This window comes from Streptomyces sp. NPDC096310 (assembly GCF_044763125.1).
Classification (GTDB): domain Bacteria; phylum Actinomycetota; class Actinomycetes; order Streptomycetales; family Streptomycetaceae; genus Streptomyces.
The window spans coordinates 205,967-222,903 of record NZ_JBIWFO010000010.1 but is presented as its reverse complement, the minus strand read 5'-3'; the positions used below and the strand labels follow the sequence as shown (position 1 = coordinate 222,903).

14 protein-coding genes and 1 pseudogene are annotated in these 16,937 nt (G+C 70.8%); 10 read left to right on the top strand and 5 right to left on the bottom strand.

The window, feature by feature from the left end; all coding sequences use genetic code 11:
- Positions 1-33: 33 nt before the first annotated feature.
- The 3 genes from araD to ACIQ7D_RS21080 are packed head-to-tail and all read right to left on the bottom strand — an operon-like array spanning position 34 to position 3,378.
- Entirely contained in the window at positions 34-1,827 is a 1,794-nt protein-coding gene (araD, locus tag ACIQ7D_RS21090) for an L-arabinonate dehydratase (RefSeq protein WP_403939638.1), read from the bottom strand.
- On the bottom strand, positions 1,824-2,735 hold the full coding sequence (locus tag ACIQ7D_RS21085; RefSeq protein WP_403939636.1) for a dihydrodipicolinate synthase family protein: 912 nt from the start codon (positions 2,733-2,735) through the stop codon (positions 1,824-1,826). The genes araD and ACIQ7D_RS21085 overlap by 4 nt, the downstream gene beginning before the upstream one ends.
- On the bottom strand, positions 2,722-3,378 hold the full coding sequence (locus ACIQ7D_RS21080) for a GntR family transcriptional regulator (RefSeq protein WP_403939634.1): 657 nt from the start codon (positions 3,376-3,378) through the stop codon (positions 2,722-2,724). The genes ACIQ7D_RS21085 and ACIQ7D_RS21080 overlap by 14 nt, the downstream gene beginning before the upstream one ends.
- A 215-nt stretch (positions 3,379-3,593) precedes the next feature.
- Between ACIQ7D_RS21080 and ACIQ7D_RS21075 the strand changes: the two genes are divergently transcribed.
- The 7 genes from ACIQ7D_RS21075 (at position 3,594) to ACIQ7D_RS21045 (ending at position 12,500) form a co-directional block, all read left to right on the top strand.
- Positions 3,594-4,877, top strand: coding sequence for an ABC transporter substrate-binding protein (locus ACIQ7D_RS21075; protein WP_403939632.1), 1,284 nt, complete (start codon positions 3,594-3,596; stop codon positions 4,875-4,877).
- Positions 4,877-5,875, top strand: coding sequence for a carbohydrate ABC transporter permease (locus ACIQ7D_RS21070; protein WP_403939630.1), 999 nt, complete (start codon positions 4,877-4,879; stop codon positions 5,873-5,875). The genes ACIQ7D_RS21075 and ACIQ7D_RS21070 overlap by 1 nt, the downstream gene beginning before the upstream one ends.
- Positions 5,872-6,813, top strand: a complete 942-nt coding sequence (locus ACIQ7D_RS21065; RefSeq protein WP_403939628.1) for a carbohydrate ABC transporter permease — start codon at positions 5,872-5,874, stop codon at positions 6,811-6,813. Before ACIQ7D_RS21070 ends, ACIQ7D_RS21065 begins: the two co-directional genes overlap by 4 nt.
- 9 nt (positions 6,814-6,822) lie before the next feature.
- The gene (locus tag ACIQ7D_RS21060; RefSeq protein WP_403939626.1) at positions 6,823-7,443 is read left to right on the top strand and encodes a hypothetical protein; all 621 of its coding nucleotides are present in this window, start codon (positions 6,823-6,825) and stop codon (positions 7,441-7,443) included.
- A 156-nt stretch (positions 7,444-7,599) separates the two neighbouring features.
- Complete coding sequence (locus tag ACIQ7D_RS21055) at positions 7,600-10,365, top strand: Tat pathway signal sequence domain protein (RefSeq protein WP_403939624.1); 2,766 nt, start codon at positions 7,600-7,602, stop codon at positions 10,363-10,365.
- Between the two features lie 19 nt (positions 10,366-10,384).
- Complete coding sequence (locus ACIQ7D_RS21050; RefSeq protein ID WP_403939622.1) at positions 10,385-11,461, top strand: rhamnogalacturonan acetylesterase; 1,077 nt, start codon at positions 10,385-10,387, stop codon at positions 11,459-11,461.
- A 124-nt stretch (positions 11,462-11,585) separates the two neighbouring features.
- The gene (locus tag ACIQ7D_RS21045; protein ID WP_403939620.1) at positions 11,586-12,500 is read left to right on the top strand and encodes an SDR family oxidoreductase; all 915 of its coding nucleotides are present in this window, start codon (positions 11,586-11,588) and stop codon (positions 12,498-12,500) included.
- 99 nt (positions 12,501-12,599) lie between these two features.
- Here ACIQ7D_RS21045 and ACIQ7D_RS21040 read toward each other — a convergent pair whose 3' ends face one another.
- Positions 12,600-13,283 carry a response regulator gene (locus ACIQ7D_RS21040; protein WP_403939716.1) on the bottom strand — a complete coding sequence of 228 codons (684 nt, stop codon included), beginning with the start codon at positions 13,281-13,283 and terminating at the stop codon, positions 12,600-12,602.
- A gap of 125 nt (positions 13,284-13,408) precedes the next feature.
- On the opposite strand from ACIQ7D_RS21040, the gene ACIQ7D_RS21035 reads away from it, so the two are divergent.
- Genes ACIQ7D_RS21035 through ACIQ7D_RS21025 form a run of 3 tightly spaced genes read left to right on the top strand, consistent with a single transcriptional unit; the run spans position 13,409 to position 16,458 of the window.
- Positions 13,409-14,392, top strand: coding sequence for a Bug family tripartite tricarboxylate transporter substrate binding protein (locus ACIQ7D_RS21035; RefSeq protein ID WP_403939619.1), 984 nt, complete (start codon positions 13,409-13,411; stop codon positions 14,390-14,392).
- Positions 14,389-14,958, top strand: coding sequence for a tripartite tricarboxylate transporter TctB family protein (locus ACIQ7D_RS21030; RefSeq protein WP_403939617.1), 570 nt, complete (start codon positions 14,389-14,391; stop codon positions 14,956-14,958). Before ACIQ7D_RS21035 ends, ACIQ7D_RS21030 begins: the two co-directional genes overlap by 4 nt.
- A gap of 3 nt (positions 14,959-14,961) precedes the next feature.
- On the top strand, positions 14,962-16,458 hold the full coding sequence (locus ACIQ7D_RS21025; protein ID WP_403939614.1) for a tripartite tricarboxylate transporter permease: 1,497 nt from the start codon (positions 14,962-14,964) through the stop codon (positions 16,456-16,458).
- Between the two features lie 156 nt (positions 16,459-16,614).
- Here the strand turns inward: ACIQ7D_RS21025 and ACIQ7D_RS21020 are convergent.
- Positions 16,615-16,929 (bottom strand): annotated as a pseudogene (locus ACIQ7D_RS21020) (HD domain-containing protein); the annotation flags it as partial.
- Positions 16,930-16,937: the final 8 nt, after the last annotated feature.

Sequence of the window (16,937 nt, the reverse complement as noted above, 5' to 3'; positions counted from 1 at the left end):
GGGAGGGTCGCGCGAGGCGACGCGGTGGTCGGCTCAGCCGACGTACGGGTCGGGCACCTCGCCCGGCCTGGCGAGGAAGGAGAAGTCGCAGCCGGTGTCGGCCTGCGTGATCTGCTCGTCGTAGAGGGCGCCGTAACCACGCTGGTAGCGGGGCTCCGGCGCGGTCCACTCGGCCCGCCGGAGCGCCAACTCCTGGTCGGTGACGTGCAGATGGAGGCCGCGGGCCGCGACGTCGAGGGTGATGAGGTCGCCGGTGCGGACCAGGGCGAGCGGCCCGCCGACGTACGACTCCGGCGCGATGTGCAGGACACACGCGCCGTAACTCGTACCGCTCATCCGGGCGTCGGAGAGCCGCACCATGTCCCGTACACCCTGCTTGAGCAGGTAGTCGGGGATCGGCAGCATTCCGTACTCGGGCATCCCGGGACCGCCCTTGGGCCCGGAGTTGCGCAGCACCAGCACATGGTCGGGGGTGATCGCGAGCGCCGGGTCGTTGATGGTGCGCTGCATGGTGCGGTAGTCGTCGAAGACCACCGCAGGGCCGGTGTGCTGGAGCAGTCGCGGCTCGGCGGCGATGTGTTTGATGACCGCCCCGTCCGGGCAGAGATTGCCTCGCAGCACCGCCACCCCGCCCTCGGACGCGAGCGGCTTCTCCCGGGGGCGGATCACCTCCGGATTGTGGACGAGCGCGCCGGCGAGCTGTTCCCGCAGTGTGGTGTGGGCGACGGTCGGCCGGTCCAGGTGCAGCACATCGGTGAGCCGGCTCAGGAACGCGGGCAGTCCGCCCGCGAAGTAGAAGTCCTCCATCAGGTACTGGCCGCCCGGCCGGAGGTTCGCGAGCACCGGTACGGTCCTGGCGATCCGGTCGAAGTCGTCGAGGGTGAGCCGCAGTCCCGAGCGGCCCGCCATCGCGATGAGGTGGATCACCGCGTTGGTGGAGCCGCCCAGTGCGAGCACCGTGGCGACCGCGTCCTCGTACGCCTCCCGGGTCAGCAGCTTCGACAGCCGCAGCCCGCTGCGGACCAGCTCGACGATCCGCCGCCCGGAGGCCGCGGCCATCCGGTCGTGCCCGGAGTCGACGGCCGGGATCGAGGAGGCCCCCGGCATCGTCACCCCGAGCGCTTCCGCGGCGGCGGTCAGTGTGGAGGCGGTGCCCATCGTCATACAGGTGCCGGGGGAGCGGGCGAGACCGTTCTCCAGCTCGGCCATCTCGGCGTCACCGATCAGCCCGGCCCGCTTGTCGTCCCAGTACTTCCACATGTCCGTGCCGGAGCCGAGGACCTCGTCGCGCCAGTGCCCAGGCAGCATCGGACCCGCCGGGACGAACACGGCCGGCAGATCCACACTCGCCGCGCCCATCAGCAGCGCGGGCGTCGACTTGTCACAGCCGCCGAGCAGCACCGCCCCGTCGACGGGGTACGAGCGCAGCAGCTCCTCCGTCTCCATCGCCAGCATGTTGCGGTACAGCATCGGCGTCGGCTTCTGGAACGTCTCGGAGAGCGTCGAGACGGGGAACTCCAGCGGGAAGCCGCCCGCCTGCCACACCCCGCGCTTCACCGCCTGGGCGCGGTCCCGCAGATGGACATGGCACGGGTTGATGTCCGACCAGGTGTTGAGGATCGCGACGACCGGCTTGCCCAGGTGCTCCTCGGGGAGGTAGCCGAGCTGGCGGGTGCGGGCGCGATGGCTGAACGAGCGCAGCCCGTCCGTCCCCCACCACTGGTGGCTGCGCAGCTCCTCGGGGCGTACGGCGGCCTCCTCCCCGGCTGTTTCCCCGGCGGCGGGTCCGGCGGCGGGCTTGGGGTCGCGTCCGGGCTCGCGGGTCATATCGCCCACCCCGCGACCAGGGACGCGACCGCCGACCGCTGCTCCTCGGGCAGCGCCCGGCTCGGCGGGCGGATGTCGCGCCGGCACAGTCCGAGCGCGGCCAGCGCCTCCTTGACCACCGTCACGTTGTCGGCGGACTGGCGCGCGGCCCGCAGCTCCTCGAAGGGCCTGATCTGCTCCCAGACCTTCATGGCGCCCGCGTAGTCCCCGGCGCGCAGCGCCTCCAGCATCCCCAGCGAGACGGCGGGGGCGACATTGACCAGACCGGAGGTGAAGCCGGTCGCGCCGCCCGCGAAGTAGGAGGGGGCGTACAGCTCGGCGAGGCCCGCGACCCACACGAAGCGCTCCAGCCCGGCGTCGCGGGCGAAGGAGGCGAACCGCGCGGCGTCCGGCACGGCGTACTTGGCGCCGATGACATTGGGGCACAGCTCCCCGAGCCTGGCCAGGGTCTCGCCGCCGAGCAGCGGATTGCGGATGTACGGTACGACGCCCAGCTCCGGTACGGCGTCGGCGATCGCGCGGTGGTAGTCGATCCAGCCGTCCTGCGAGACATAGGGGTGCACGGGCTGGTGGACCATCACCATCCCGGCGCCCACGGCACGCGCGTGTTCGGCCGCGGCCACGGCGGTGGGCACGTCGAGACCGATGCCGACGAGGATCGCGGCCTCGCCCGCGGCCTCCTCGACGGTCAGCTCCGTGACGGCGCGCCGCTCGTCGGGGCTGAGCGCGTAGTACTCACCGGTGTTGCCGTTCGGGGTGAGGGTACGGACGCCGCCGTCGAGCAGCCTGCGGAGCAGGGCGCGGTGCGCCGCGGTGTCGACGGCGCCGTCGGCGGTGAACGGGGTCACGGGGATCGCCACGACATCGGCGAGCGCGTCCCGCGACGATGTGAGATCAGGGCTCTTCATGCGTGGTCTCTCCTTCGGGGAACGCCCGGTGCAGGAACGAGGCGATGTGGTCGTGGAGGGCGCCGGCCGCGCCGTCGATGTCACCGGCGAGGGCGAGCCGCAGGATCTCGCGGTGCTCGCCCGCCTCCCGCTCCCAGGACGGGACGGTGGCCCAGGCCACCGTGGAGACGAGGGCGGCCTGGTCGCGCACCTCGTCGAGCATCCTGGCCAGCAGCGGATTGCCGCAGGGCAGATAGAGCGACCGGTGGAACTCCCGGTTGGCCAGGGAGCGTTCGGCCCGGTCGGCGGCCTGGTCGGCGCGGAGCAGAGCTTCCCGGGCGGGCTCCAGCGAGGCGCGCAGGGCCAGGGAGCGCCGGAGCGCCGCCGGTTCCAGCAGCAGCCGTACGTCGTAGACCTCGTGGGCCATCGCGGCGTCGACCGTGCGGACGGTGGCGCCCTTGTACTGGCTCATGACGACCAGGCCGGTGCCGGCCAGGGTCTTGAGCGCTTCGCGCACCGGTGTCTTCGACACCCCGAACCGCGCGGCCAGTTCGGTCTCGACCAGGGCCTGACCTGGACTGAGCCCGCCGGTGAGGATGGCGTGCTTGATCGCTTCCTGGACGTACTGGGTGCGGGAGGGGATCGGACTCGGGGCGAAGGCCATGGGCGCTCTCAGATCTCGCGTCTCATATATGACGTACGAAGTACGACGCGATGAAGCTAGAGCGGCCCTTCATGTTTCGTCAATGCTTCCGACGGAAGTAGAAAGCGCTTTGACAGATGTCGTCCGAACCATTGACGTATGACTCACAGGTCCTTAATTTCTAGCGGCAAGCGCTTACCTAAAACGATTCAATTTTTCGGAGTGAGGGGCGAGCTATGCCTACGTCGGGGAGCGTCGACAGACGCGGCCTGCTCAAGATCGCGGGTGGCTCACTGGCCGCACTCGGACTGACCGCGGCGGGCTGCGGCTCCGGAAGTGGATCGAGCGGCGGGAACGTCACCATCCGCTACGCCTGGTGGGGGTCCGAGGACCGCGCGAAGCGGATCAACAGGACCATCGCCCTCTTCGAGGAGAAGTACCCGAAGATCAAGGTCAAGACGGACTTCCAGCCCTATCTGGACTTCTGGAAGAAGTTCAACACCCAGGCCTCCGGCGGCAATCCGCCCGATGTCTTCCAGAACGCCGTCGGCTTCCTGCGCAAGTACGACCAGAAGAACGTCCTGCTCGACCTGAAGCAGCAGGTGAGCGCGGGCAACCTCAGCATGGACGGCTTCCGGGCCGGCCTGGCCACCTTCGGCGAGGTGGACGGCAAGCTGCTCGGCGTGCCGGTCGGCAGCAACTCCATGGCGCTGGTCATCGACGAGAAGGTGTACGAGAAGGCCGGCGTCGCCCCGAAGCCGGGATGGACCTGGGACGACTTCGACGCCGCGATGCGCAAGATCCGCGACACCCAGGGCATGGCGGGCGACAGCGGGATGTACGGCGTCATGTACCTCTACGACCTCTACCTCCGCCAGCACGGCAAGGCGTTCTTCACCGCCGACGGGCTCGGCTTCACCGAGGCCGACCTCACCCAGTGGTGGACCAAGGCGTACGACGGGGTGAAGTCGGGCGTCTACACGGACCCGAAGAAGATCGCACAGATCAAGCCCAAGTCCGCGGTGGCCGCCGAACTTGCCGCCGGGGAGTTCACCTGGGACAACTTCACGGTCCGCTACACCGCCGAGGGCAAGAGCGCCTATGGCCTCGCCCCGATCCCCACGACCGACGGGAAGAAGACGGGCCAGTACCTCGGCTCGCTGATGCTGAGCGGTTCCCGGCGGACCAAACACCCCAAGGAAGTCGCCCAGTTCATCGACTTCATGGTGCACGAGCCCGAGGTCGCCAAGATCATGGGCTACGACCGGGGTGTGCCCACGACCACCGCGCAGTACGAGGCGTTCAAGCCCACCGACGAGGTGAACCGGCAGATCGCCGCGTACGAGCAGCAACTTGTCGACACCGGCGTGCTGGAGCCGATCACCCCGCACCCGGCCGGCGCGGATGTCGCCGAGTCGGCCTTCCTGCGGATCGCCGAGGAACTCGCCCTGGGCAAGCGGCCGGTGGGCGACGCGGTGAAGCAGTTCTTCACCGAGTCGAACACCGCGCTCGGCTCCTGATGGGACCCACGGTGGTGAGCGCAACGGCCGCCGGGGCGGAGCGCCGCGCCCCGGGCGCGTCCCCGCGGGCCGGCCAGGACCGCCCCGGACCCCCCGCCGCCGGACGGCGGGGCCGCCGGGAGAACCTGGCCGGCCTGCTCTTCATGTCCCCCTGGATCGCGGGCTTCCTGATCCTCACCGCGGGGCCGATGATCGCCTCGCTCTACTTCGCCTTCACCGACTACAACCTCTTCGACGCGCCGAAGTGGATCGGGCTCGACAACTTCACCGAGATGTTCGGGGACGCCCGCTGGCGCCACTCGGTCTCCCTGACGCTGTGGTACGTGGTCGTCGGCACCCCGCTCAAGCTGGCGGCGGCGCTCGGGGTGGCGCTGCTGCTCAGCCAGAAGCGCCGCGGACAGGCCTTCTACCGGGCCGCGTTCTACGCCCCGTCCCTGATCGGGGCGAGTGTCTCCATCGCCATCGTCTGGAAGGCGATCTTCTCGGACGACGCCGTGGTCGACCGGACACAGCGGCTCTTCGGCCTGCCGGCGGGCGGTTGGGTCGGCGACCCCGACATGATCGTGTACAGCTTGGTGGCGCTCACCGTCTGGCAGTTCGGCGCGCCCATGGTGATCTTCCTCGCCGGGCTGAAGCAGGTGCCGGTCTCGCTCCACGAGGCGGCGGAGGTCGACGGCGCGGGACCGCTGCGCCGGTTCTGGAACATCACCCTGCCGATGATCTCGCCGGTGCTCTTCTTCAACGTCCTGCTGGAGACGATCCATTCGTTCCAGATCTTCGGCTCCGCCTACATCCTCGGCGGCGCGGGCGGCACCTGCGGACCGGCCGACGGCACGCTCGTCTACACCTGTTACCTCTACATCCAGGGCTTCGAGAACAGCCGGATGGGGATGGCCTCGGCCATGGCCTGGATGCTGCTGCTCGCGGTCGGACTGGTGACCGCGGTGCTGTTCTGGTCCCAGAAACGCTGGGTGCACTACGAGGAGGCGACCCGATGAGCACACCGCGTACGCAGTCGTCCCCGCGCCCGGCCCCGGGGCCGCCCGTACCGGCGTCCGGACCGCGTCCCGACCCGGCCGCGGCGGTACGGGCCGCCTTCCGCCGCCGGAGCGCCGGCTCGCTGGCCTGGCACCTCGGCTCGCTGGCCGTCCTCGCGGTCGTCCTGTACCCGGTGGCCTGGGTGATCGGCGGTTCGTTCAAGCCGAACGACCAGATCGTGGGCAGCCTGGACCTCTTCCCGGTGGACCCCATCACCGAGAACTACACCCGGCTCGCCGACGGCATCGCGGACATCCCGATCTCCACGTTCTTCGTCAACTCGACGGTGCTGGCGCTGGGTTCGGTGGCCGGGGTGCTGATCTCCTGCTCGCTGGCGGCCTATGCCTTCGCCCGGATCCGGTTCGCGGGGCGCAATCTGCTCTTCACGCTCATGATCGGGACGCTGCTGCTGCCGTACCACGTGCTGCTGATCCCGCAGTACGTGCTCTTCCAGAAGCTCGAACTCATCAACACCTACACGCCGTTGCTGCTGGGCAAGTATCTGGCCACGGACGCCTTCTTCGTCTTCCTGATGATGCAGTTCATGCGGAACCTGCCGAAGGAACTGGACGAGGCGGCGCGGCTGGACGGCTGCGGACACGCGCGGATCTACTGGTCGATCGTGCTGCCGCTGTGCCGGCCCGCCCTGATCACCAGCGCGATCTTCACCTTCATCAACGCGTGGAACGACTTCATGGGCCCGCTGATCTATCTCAACGAGCCCGAGAAGTACACCGTTTCCCTCGGGCTGAAGATGTTCGTCGACCAGGACGGGGTCGCCAACTACGGCGGCATGATCGCGATGTCGCTCATCGCCCTGCTGCCCGTGCTGCTCTTCTTCCTCGCGTTCCAGCGCTATCTGATCGACGGTATGGCGACCTCCGGACTGAAGGGCTGAGCCGCTGCGATGAGCCAGACCGCCCACCTCGCCGAGGAGCGGGCCGAGCGGCGCCGTACGGCCCGCCAGGACTCCCTCTTCCTGCGGGCGTTCACCGTCTTCGCCGAGGCCCTGCTCACCGGCGTGTGGATCGCGCTGGCCTCGCTGCCCCTGCTCACCTTCCCCGCGGCGTTCGCCGCCGGAGCCGCGCATCTGCGCCGGGTGCTGGACCACGAGGTCGCCACCCGGCGTGAGTTCCTGGCGGATCTGCGCTCCGCCGTCCGGCGCGGCTGGCTCGTCGGGGCGGCCGGCTGGGCGGCCCTCTGGCTGCTCCGGGCGGACCTCACCGTCGTACGGGCCGGGCTGCCCGGGGGCGCCTTCGCCGGCACGGTCGGGGTGCTCGCCTTCCTCGGCGTGTGCGTCGCCGGACTGCGCGCCGCCGCGTGCTGGCGGCCCGGGGCGTCATGGCGGGTCCTGCTGCGCGCGGCGGCCCGCCGTACCCTCGCGGACCCCGCCGGATCGCTGCTGCTGGTCTGCGGTCTCGCCGTGGTACCGGCCTCGGCGTGGTTCGCCACCCCGCTGGCGGCGCCCGCGCTCGGCGTGGTGACGGCGGCGGCGCTGGCCGTGGAGCGCCGCCACCGTACCCGCTGACGCCGCGGCGCCCCCGCGCCTTGATCCGCACCCGCGCTCGCACCGCACCCGCGCTCGCACCGCACCCGCGCTCGCACCGCACCCGCGCCCGGCCGGCGCGGGGGCGCGCTTCTCCGCATATGTCATGTGCATGTAAATGCTGAGGAAGGATTGACGATGTCACCGATCCCCCGCAGGTCCCTGCTCAAGGCCGCCGCCGTCGCGGGCGCGGCCACCCAGTTCAGTTGGGCGCTCGGCCGGAACCAGGCCCAGGCCGCGCCCGCCTCCGCCGCCGCGGCCGACGCCCCCGTCACGGTCCGCTGGCTGGAGGACGAGGGCCCCGGGGCCGCGCCCGGCTCCACCTTCGGTGTGCCGTGGCCGCGCGGCGCCCACCCCGCCGGTACGGCGTTCGCCCTGGCCACCGAGGACGGCGAGGCGGTACCCGTACAGACCTGGCCCACCGCCTACTGGCCCGACGGCTCCCTCAAGTGGACGGCCCACGCCGTCGGGATCGAGTCCACGGGCACCGGCGCGGTCGCCGCCACCGGCCACTTCACCCTCACCGCGGGCGCGCCCGCCGCCCCGGCGAAGAAGGTCACCGTCACCGAGACCCGGCGGAAGATCACCGTCGACACGGGTGTCATCAAGGCCGTCATCCGCCGGGACGGCGACCAGCTCGTCGAGTCCCTGACCCGGGGCGCCACCCGGATCGCCACCGACGGCCGGCTCGTTCTGCTGCGCCAGGGCGAACTTGACGAGGACGACGCGGGCAGCGCCAAGTGGGAGCGGTTCGACGGCGAGATCGGCGCCGCCGAGGTGGAACAGGACGGCCCCGTCAGGGCGGTGGTCCGCATCGACGGCAAACACCGCCGGGGCAGCCGCAGTTGGCTGCCCTTCAGCGTACGGCTCTACTTCTACGCCAACGCCGACTCCTTCCGTATGGTCCACACCATCACCTTCGACGGTGAGCAGACCCCGGGCCGCACGAAGGGCGACTTCATCCGCGGCCTCGGCGTGCGCTTCTCCGTGCCGATGCGCGACGCCGCGTACGACCGTCACATCCGTATCGCCGGCGAGGGCAAGGGCTTCCTCACCGAGGCCGTCCAGGGCATCACCGGCCTGCGCCGCGACCCGGGCGCCGCCGTGAGGGCCGCCCAGGTCAAGGGCGAGAAGCTGGCCGACCCCGCGACCTGGGACCAGCGGGTCACCACCCGCCTGAAGTACATCCCCACCTGGGGCGACTACACCCTCTCCCAGCTCTCCGCCGACGGCTTCACCCTGCGCAAGCGCACCAAGCCGGGCCACGGCTGGATCACGGCGGGCGGCGGCGGCCGGGCGTCCGGCTTCGGTTACGTCGGCGGGGCGAGCGGCGGACTCTCCTTCGGGCTGCGGGACTTCTGGCAGAAGCACCCCGCGCAGCTCGACATCCGGGGCGCGGCGGGCGACGAGGCCGAGGTCACCCTCTGGCTCTGGTCGCCCGAGGCCCGCCCCATGGACCTGCGCTTCTACCACGACGGCATGGGCCAGGACACCTATCCCGAACAGATCGAGGGCCTCAACATCACGTACGAGGACTACGAGCCCGGCTTCGGCACCCCGTACGGCATCGCCCGCACCAGCGAGCTGATGTTCTGGGCCAACGCGGCCACCCCCACCGCCGCCGGGCTCGTCGCCCAGTCCCAGGCCGTACGCACCCCGCCGCAACTCGCGACGACCGCCGAAGTCCTCAGCGGGGCAGGGGTGTTCGGCGGCCTGTTCGCACCCGTCGACCGCTCGGAACCCGCGAAGGCGGAGATCGAGGACCAACTCGACTTCCTCTTCACGTACTACCAGGAGCAGGTCGAGCAGCGCCGCTGGTACGGCTTCTGGGACTACGGCGACTTCATGCACAGCTACGACGAGAACCGCCACCAGTGGCGGTACGACGTCGGCGGCTACGCCTGGGACAACTCCGAACTCTCGCCCGACCTCTGGCTCTGGTACGCCTATCTCCGCTCGGGCCGCTCCGACATCTTCCGCTTCGCCGAGGCGCTGACCCGGCACACCGGCGAGGTCGACGTCTACCACCTCGGCCAGTGGGCCGGCCTCGGCACCCGCCACGGCGTACAGCACTACGCGGACAGCGCCAAGCAGCAGCGCATCTCCACCGCCGTCTACCGCCGCCCGTACTACTTCCTCACCGCCGACGAACGGGTCGGCGACCTGATGCGCGCGCAGGTCGACTCCGACGAGACCTTCCTTGTCCTCGACCCCATCCGCAAGATCCGCACCGAACCGTACGAGCCCGACCGCAACGCCCTCTCGATCGGCTTCGGCACCGACTGGAGCGGACTCGCGGCGGGCTGGCTCACGGAGTGGGAACGCCGGGGCCCGCAGGCCGCCAAGGCCGAGGCGCGGCTGCGCTCCACCATGGCGTCGATCGCCGCACAGCCCAACGGCTTCGTGCAGGGCTCGGGGCTGTACGACCTGGACACCGGGAAGTTCGCGGTCTCCGGCACGCCCGTGGTCAGCGTCTCCCATCTCTCCTCGATGTTCGGCCTGGTCGAGATGTGCGCGGAGCTGATCGGTCTCATCGACCTGCCGGAGTTCAAGGACGCCTGGCTGGACTACTGCCGCTACTTCAACGCGACCAAGGCCGAACAGCGCGAACGGTACGGCTCCGACTTCGGCAGCCTGCTCCTCTTCCAGGGCCACTCACGCCAGGACGCGTACGCGGCAGCCCAGTTGGGCGACGAGAAGCTGGCGGCGCGCGCCTGGCAGAAGTTCTACGACAGCGACGCGTACACCTCGGCGATGGTCTGGGACAAGAAGCGCATCGAGGGCCCGGACGTACTCGAACCGGGCTGGGAGAACCTGCGGATCAACAGCAACGAGACGGCCCTCTTCGGGCTGGCGGCGATCCAGAACCTGGCGCTGGTGGGCGACAGCATCCCGAAGAAGTAGCGGAGGGGAGAGACACACCATGGACACGGAACGCGCACGAGGGCGCAGACCCGGCGCCCTCGCCAGGCACACGGGGGCGGTGGCGCTGGCGGCCCTCACGCTGGCGACGGCCCTGTCGTCCCCCGCCGAGGCCCGCCCGCCGCGCCTGCCCGCCGGGTGCGCGGGCACCTCCCCGGTGGTCTGCCACTTCGATGTGGCGCCGGGTACGTACGCGGTATCGGCGCTGCTCGGCGGCGCCACGGCGGGCTCCACCGGTGTCTCGGCGGAGACCCGCCGCACGATGCTGGCCGAGACGGCGACCGCGGCGGGCCGGACCGTACGGCGCGGCTTCACCGTCGACGTACGCGAACCCGAGGGTGAACCCACAGGGCCGAGCGGCAGCCCCGGCCTCGATCTGCGCTTCGACGGCGCGGCGCCCCTCCTGGCCGGGCTCCGGGTCACCCCGGCGCCCCGGACACCCCAGCTTCTCCTGGCCGGTGACTCGACGGTCTGCGACCAGGCGGGCGAACCGTACACAGGATGGGGCCAGCAGCTCCCGCAGTATCTGCGCGACGGCATCTCGGTCGCCAACTACGCCGATTCGGGGGAGGGTTCGCAGTCCTTCCTGGACACGCCCGCGCTCTTCCCCGCCGTCGAGGCCCAGGTGGGCCGGGGCGACCTGGTCCTCGTCCAGCTCGCGCACAACGACAAGCAGACCCCGGCCGACGTCTACCGCGCCAACCTCACGGAGATGACCGACCGGGTACGGGCGCGCGGCGGCCGGCCCGTCCTGGTCACCCCGATCGTCCGCCGCTGGTTCAACGCCGACGGCACACTCGACAACGGCACGGCCCTCCATGTGAACGGCCTGGGCGTCGACCTCCCCGCCGAGATGCGCGCGCTCGCCAGGGACCGGAACATCCCCCTCGTCGACCTCACGGCGCTCACCAAGCACCGGGTGGAGGAACTGGGCCCCGAGGCGTCCAAGGCGCTCTTCCTCTACGACGAGAAACGCGACAACACCCACACCTCGGTCAGGGGAGCGACGGAGTTCGCCTCCTCGGTCCTCGGGGAACTGCGCGCGCGGCGGCTGATTCCGGGCCGGGTGGTGCGCTGACACCCCGGCCCGCGATCCACGCGGATACCCGACAGAAGATGTCGGGTATCCGCGCCATCATCGTGCTGACGCCGCTACCTCGGGCGTCGGTACGACAGTGGTACGTGGACACGGAAGGACACACATGTCAGCAACGTTGGACGGCAAGGTCGCTCTCGTCGCGGGAGCGACCCGGGGGGCCGGCCGGGGCATCGCGGTGGAACTCGGCGCGGCGGGCGCCACGGTCTATGTGACCGGCCGCAGCACCCGCAAGCAGCGCTCGGAGTACGACCGCCCCGAGACCGTCGAGGACACCGCCGACCTCGTGACCGAGGCGGGCGGCCACGGCATCGCCGTCCCGACCGACCACCTGGACCCTGCCCAGGTCCGCGCCCTGGTGGACCGTATCGCGTCCGAACAGGGCCGGCTCGACGTGCTCGTCAACGACATCTGGGGCGGCGAGAACCTCTTCGAGTGGGAGGTTCCCGTATGGGAGCACAACCTCGACAACGGGCTGCGGCTGCTCCGGCTCGCGGTGGAGACCCACGCGATCACCAGCCACCACGCCCTGCCCCTCCTGCTGCGCACCGGAGGCGGCCTGGTGGTCGAGATGACCGACGGCACCGCCGAGTACAACCGCGCCACCTACCGGAACTCCTTCTTCTACGACATCGCCAAGGCCGCCGTCCTGCGCATGGCCTTCGCGCTCGGCCACGAGCTGGGATCACGTGGCGGTACGGCGGTGGCCCTGACGCCCGGGTGGATGCGCTCGGAGATCATGCTCGACCAGTTCGGTGTGACCGAGGCGGCATGGCGCGACGCCCTGGAGCGCGAACCGCACTTCTGTATCTCGGAGACCCCCCGCTATGTGGGGCGGGCGGTGACCGCACTGGCCGCCGACCCCCGGGTGAGCCGGTGGAACGGGCAGTCGCTGTCGAGCGGCCGGCTCGCGCGGGAGTACGGCTTCACGGACCTCGACGGCAGCCGGCCGGACGCCTGGCGCTACCTCGTCGAGGTGCAGGACGCGGGCCGGCCCGCCGACGCGAGCGGATACCGCTGAACGGATCCCGCTCGGCGGGCCCGTACGTCCTTGTCCCGACCCCTGGGGCAACCCCCGGAGTGACCCCCGAGGGGGCTGAAGCACCCCCGGGGTGACGCCTCACCCCGTCCAGCGGTAGCGGCGCTCCGGGCGCCCCGTACCGCCGTAACGGAGCGAGATCTCCGCCCGGCCCGTGGTCGCGAAGTACTCCAGATAGCGGCGGGCGCTCACCCGGGAGAGGGCTCCCGCCGCGGCACACTCCGCGGCGGAGAGCCCTGCGGAGTTCTCCCGCAGAACGCGTTCCACCAGCTCCGCCGTGTGCGCGGCCAGCCCCTTCGGAAGACCGCGGCTGCCCGGCGGCCGGGTGCCGAAGATATGGTCGACGTCCTCCTGGCGCGCCTCGCCCAGAGCGGCCAGCCGGCTCCGCAGCGACGCCACATGGCGAAGCTGCTCCTGGAGCGCCGTCCGGTGGAACGGCTTGATCAGATAGTGCAGCGCGCCCGCGCGCAGCGCCGCGCGGATCAGCTCCGCGTCCCGCGCCGCCGTGATGAACAGCGCGTCGACACTGACGGCCCGCCCGTCCCGTTCCTCGGCGGCCCGCAACTCCTTCAGGACCGCGATCCCGTCCATGTCGGGCAGGTAGATGTCGAGCAGCACCAGGTCCGGCCGGAGCCGCTCGGCCGCGCGCAGCGCCTCGGCGCCGCTGTGCGCGACGCCGACGACCGTAAAACCGTCCATCGCGGACACATAGCGGCTGTGCAGCTTGGCGACCATGAAGTCGTCGTCCACCACCAGCACGTTCATCACGCGCACACGCTAAGCCGCGACCACAACGACCACAACGTCCGTTGATTCCGGAAGAGAGACAGCTTGTTAACGCGCAGGCAACATGTGGCCCACTTCACACTCGCTTCCGAAGGACGGCTCACGTGCGATTGCGCACCCCTCTGGCCCTGCTCGGGTCGGCGCTCCTGGTGCTGGTGGGGCCGCCGCTGCTCAGCTCCGGCAGTGGCACTGACACCGGTACGCAGATACCCGGCCTGCGTTTCATGGTCCCCAACACTCCCGGCGGCGGTTACGACATCACGGCCCGCACCATGGCCAAGAACGCCGAGGACGCCGAGCTCACCCACAACATCGAAGTCTTCAACCTGCCGGGCGCGGGCGGCACCGTAGGGCTCACCCGGCTCGTCGGGGAGCACGGCAACGGCAAGCTCGCCCTGTCCATGGGGCTCGGGGTGGTCGGCGCCGTCCACACCAACAAGTCGCCCAAGACCCTCGCCGACACCACGCCGATCGCCCGGATCACCGAGGAGTCGGACATCGTCGTCGTCGGCAAGGACTCCCCGTACCGGACCATGGACGACCTGGTCACGGCCTGGAAGGCCAACCCCGCCAAGGTCCCGGTCGGCGGCGGCTCCTCGCCCGGCGGGCCCGACCACCTCGCCCCGATGCTGATGGCGAAGGCCGCGGGCATCCCCCCGAAGACCGTCAACTACGTGCCGTTCGACGGCGGCGGCGAACTCCTCGCCTCCATCCTCGGCAACAAGGTCGCCTTCGGGGTCTCCGGCGTCGGCGAATACCTCGACCAGATCAAGTCCGGCGAACTGCGCCTCCTCGCCGTCACCGGCCCCGAACGACTGCCGGGCCTGGACGCCCCCACGCTGCGCGAGGCCGGCCTCGACACCGACTTCACCAACTGGCGCGGCATCGTCGCACCGCCGGGCCTCTCCGGCGCCGAACGTGCCAAGCTGCTCGCCTTCTTCGAGAAGCTGCACGACTCGCCCCAGTGGCGCGCCTCGCTCAAGAAGAACGGCTGGGCCGACGCCTTCCTCACCGGTGACGCGTTCGGTGACTTCCTCGCGAAGGAAGACCGGCGCGTCGACTCCGTGCTCAAGGAGCTGGGACTGTGACACCGCCGACCGGCACCCCGGACACCCCGGACACCTCCGACGCCGCCGCGGCCCCGACGGGCCCCCGCGACGCCCGCTCCTGGCTGCGCGAACACTCCGAGATCGGCGTCGGCCTGCTGCTGCTCGCCCTCGGCGTCCTCGTCCTCACCGACGCCCTCACCATGACCGTCGACCTCACCCAGCGCGGCCCCGTCGGCCCGAAGACCGTGCCCGTCGTCGTCGGCACAGGGCTGCTCGTGGTCGCCGTACTCCTCACCCTCGACGTGCTGCGCGGCGGCCGGGGCGAGGCCGAGGGCGGCGAGGACATCGACCTCGCCGAACCCAGCGACTGGCGCACCGTGCTGCTGCTCGCCGGGGTCTTCCTCGCCAACGCCGTCCTCATCGGCCCGCTCGGCTTCCCCATTTCGGGCGCCCTGCTCTTCTGGGGCTCGGCGTACGCGCTGGGCAGCCGCCACTACGACCGCGACCCGCTGATCGCCGCCGGCCTCTCGCTCCTCACCTACTTCGTCTTCAACAACCTGCTCGGTGTCCCCCTCCCCGGTGGCCCGCTGATGGGGGTGCTGTAACCGATGGACTCCCTCAACTCCCTCATCGACGGCTTCGGTACGGCGCTCACGCCGATGAACCTGCTCTGGGCCGCGATCGGCGTGCTGCTCGGCACCGCGATCGGCGTCCTGCCCGGCATCGGCCCCGCCATGGCGGTCGCGCTGCTGCTCCCGGTGACGTACGGACTCGAACCGACCGGCGCGTTCATCATGTTCGCCGGGATCTACTACGGCGCCATGTTCGGCGGCTCCACCACCTCCATCCTGCTCAACACCCCGGGGGAGAGCGCCGCCGTCGTCGCGGCGATCGAGGGCAACCCCATGGCCAAGGCGGGCCGGGGCGCCCAGGCGCTCGCGGCGGCGGCCGGCGGGCACTTCGCCGGCGGCATGATCGGCACGATCCTGCTGGTCGTCCTCGCCCCGACCGTCGCCTCGCTCGCCGTCGACATCGGCGCCCCCGACTACTTCGCGATCATGGTGCTCGCCTTCATCGCCGTGACGTCCGTCCTCGGCTCCTCCCGGATCCGCGGGCTCGCCTCCCTCCTCATCGGCCTCACCATCGGACTGGTCGGGCTCGACCAGATGACCGGCCAGCAGCGGCTCACCTTCGGCACGCTCCAACTCGCCGACGGCATCGACGTGGTGATCGTCGCGGTCGGCCTCTTCGCGATCGGCGAGGCCCTGTGGGTCGCCGCCCATCTGCGCCGCACCTCGGGCGAGGCGATCCCGGTCGGCCGCCCCTGGCTGGCGAAGAAGGACCTCCGCCGCACCTGGCGGCCGTGGCTGCGCGGGCCGCTCATCGGCTTCCCGTTCGGGGCGATCCCGGCGGGCGGAGCGGAGATCCCCACCTTCCTCTCCTACGTCACCGAGAAGCGGCTCTCCCGGCACAAGGACGAGTTCGGCAAGGGCGCCATCGAAGGCGTGGCGGGCCCCGAGTCGGCCGCGTCCGCCTCGGCGGCGGGCACACTGGTCTCGATGCTCACCCTCGGCCTGCCCACGACGGCCGTCGCCGCGGTGATGCTCGCCGCCTTCCAGCAGTACGGCATCCAGCCGGGCCCGCTCCTCTTCGAACGCGAACCCGACCTGGTCTGGGGGCTGATCGCCTCCCTCTTCGTCGGCATGGTGCTGCTGCTCGCCCTCAACCTGCCGCTCGCCCCCGTCTGGGCCAAACTCCTGCGCATCCCGCGCCCGTACCTCTACGCGGGGATCCTCTTCTTCGCCGCGGTCGGCGCGTACGCGGTCGGCGGCGAAGCCCTCGACCTGGTCATCCTGCTGATCATCGGCCTGATCGGCTTCGGGATGCGACGCTACGGCCTGCCCGTGCTCCCCGCCGTCATCGGCGTCATCCTGGGCCCGGCCGCCGAACAGCAGCTTCGGCGCGCCCTCCAGATCAGCGACGGAAGCGTGACCGGACTCGTCAACACCCCGTTCTCGGTGACGGTGTACGCGGTGATCGTGCTGCTCCTGGCCTGGCCGGGCATCCGCAAACTGATCGCGTCGCGCCGGGGAGCCGCGTCGTAACGTAACGCTGTGACTCTCGTCGTGGGCGACCCGCCGACGGGAACGCTCGTCCGACAGAACGCCCGCCCCCGCGACTTCGGGGCGGGCGTTCTTCTTCCGGGGGATGCGGCCGAGCGCGGCGCGCGGGGCGCTGTTATTGATCACCCACCCCTGGGCTCAGAGCTCTTCGCCGAGGGCCGACCGCAGCCAGTCGAGTGATCCGGTCGACAGCACGGCATCGGCGATCGCCTGACCGGACCTGGTGGTGATGCGGCCACGGCTGTTGTCGATCCAGCGCTGAACGTCGGCGTAACCCTGGGCCCGGTACTCGATTCCCTGGATCATGCATTCCAGCTTGTCGGCGTCGCGCGCACAGACCGCCTCGGGGGACTCCTTCGCCTCGTACTCCGCGACGAGCTCCCTGACCGTGGCAGCCAAGACCTCGGGCATGCCCGCGACCTGGTCGGCGGTGATGTCGCGCGGATCGGCCTCTGAGTAGG

Bases quoted from the DNA above. Each gene is read 5' to 3' on its own strand.
- ACIQ7D_RS21045 (WP_403939620.1), top strand. From the start codon at position 11,586: ATGTCAGCAACGTTGGACGGCAAGGTCGCTCTCGTCGCGGGAGCGACC.
- ACIQ7D_RS21085 (WP_403939636.1), bottom strand. From the start codon at position 2,735: ATGAAGAGCCCTGATCTCACATCGTCGCGGGACGCGCTCGCCGATGTC.
- ACIQ7D_RS21050 (WP_403939622.1), top strand. From the start codon at position 10,385: ATGGACACGGAACGCGCACGAGGGCGCAGACCCGGCGCCCTCGCCAGG.
- ACIQ7D_RS21065 (WP_403939628.1), top strand. From the start codon at position 5,872: ATGAGCACACCGCGTACGCAGTCGTCCCCGCGCCCGGCCCCGGGGCCG.
- ACIQ7D_RS21060 (WP_403939626.1), top strand. From the start codon at position 6,823: ATGAGCCAGACCGCCCACCTCGCCGAGGAGCGGGCCGAGCGGCGCCGT.
- ACIQ7D_RS21070 (WP_403939630.1), top strand. From the start codon at position 4,877: ATGGGACCCACGGTGGTGAGCGCAACGGCCGCCGGGGCGGAGCGCCGC.
- ACIQ7D_RS21075 (WP_403939632.1), top strand. From the start codon at position 3,594: ATGCCTACGTCGGGGAGCGTCGACAGACGCGGCCTGCTCAAGATCGCG.
- ACIQ7D_RS21040 (WP_403939716.1), bottom strand. From the start codon at position 13,283: ATGAACGTGCTGGTGGTGGACGACGACTTCATGGTCGCCAAGCTGCAC.
- araD (WP_403939638.1), bottom strand. From the start codon at position 1,827: ATGACCCGCGAGCCCGGACGCGACCCCAAGCCCGCCGCCGGACCCGCC.
- ACIQ7D_RS21055 (WP_403939624.1), top strand. From the start codon at position 7,600: ATGTCACCGATCCCCCGCAGGTCCCTGCTCAAGGCCGCCGCCGTCGCG.
- ACIQ7D_RS21080 (WP_403939634.1), bottom strand. From the start codon at position 3,378: ATGGCCTTCGCCCCGAGTCCGATCCCCTCCCGCACCCAGTACGTCCAG.
- ACIQ7D_RS21025 (WP_403939614.1), top strand. From the start codon at position 14,962: ATGGACTCCCTCAACTCCCTCATCGACGGCTTCGGTACGGCGCTCACG.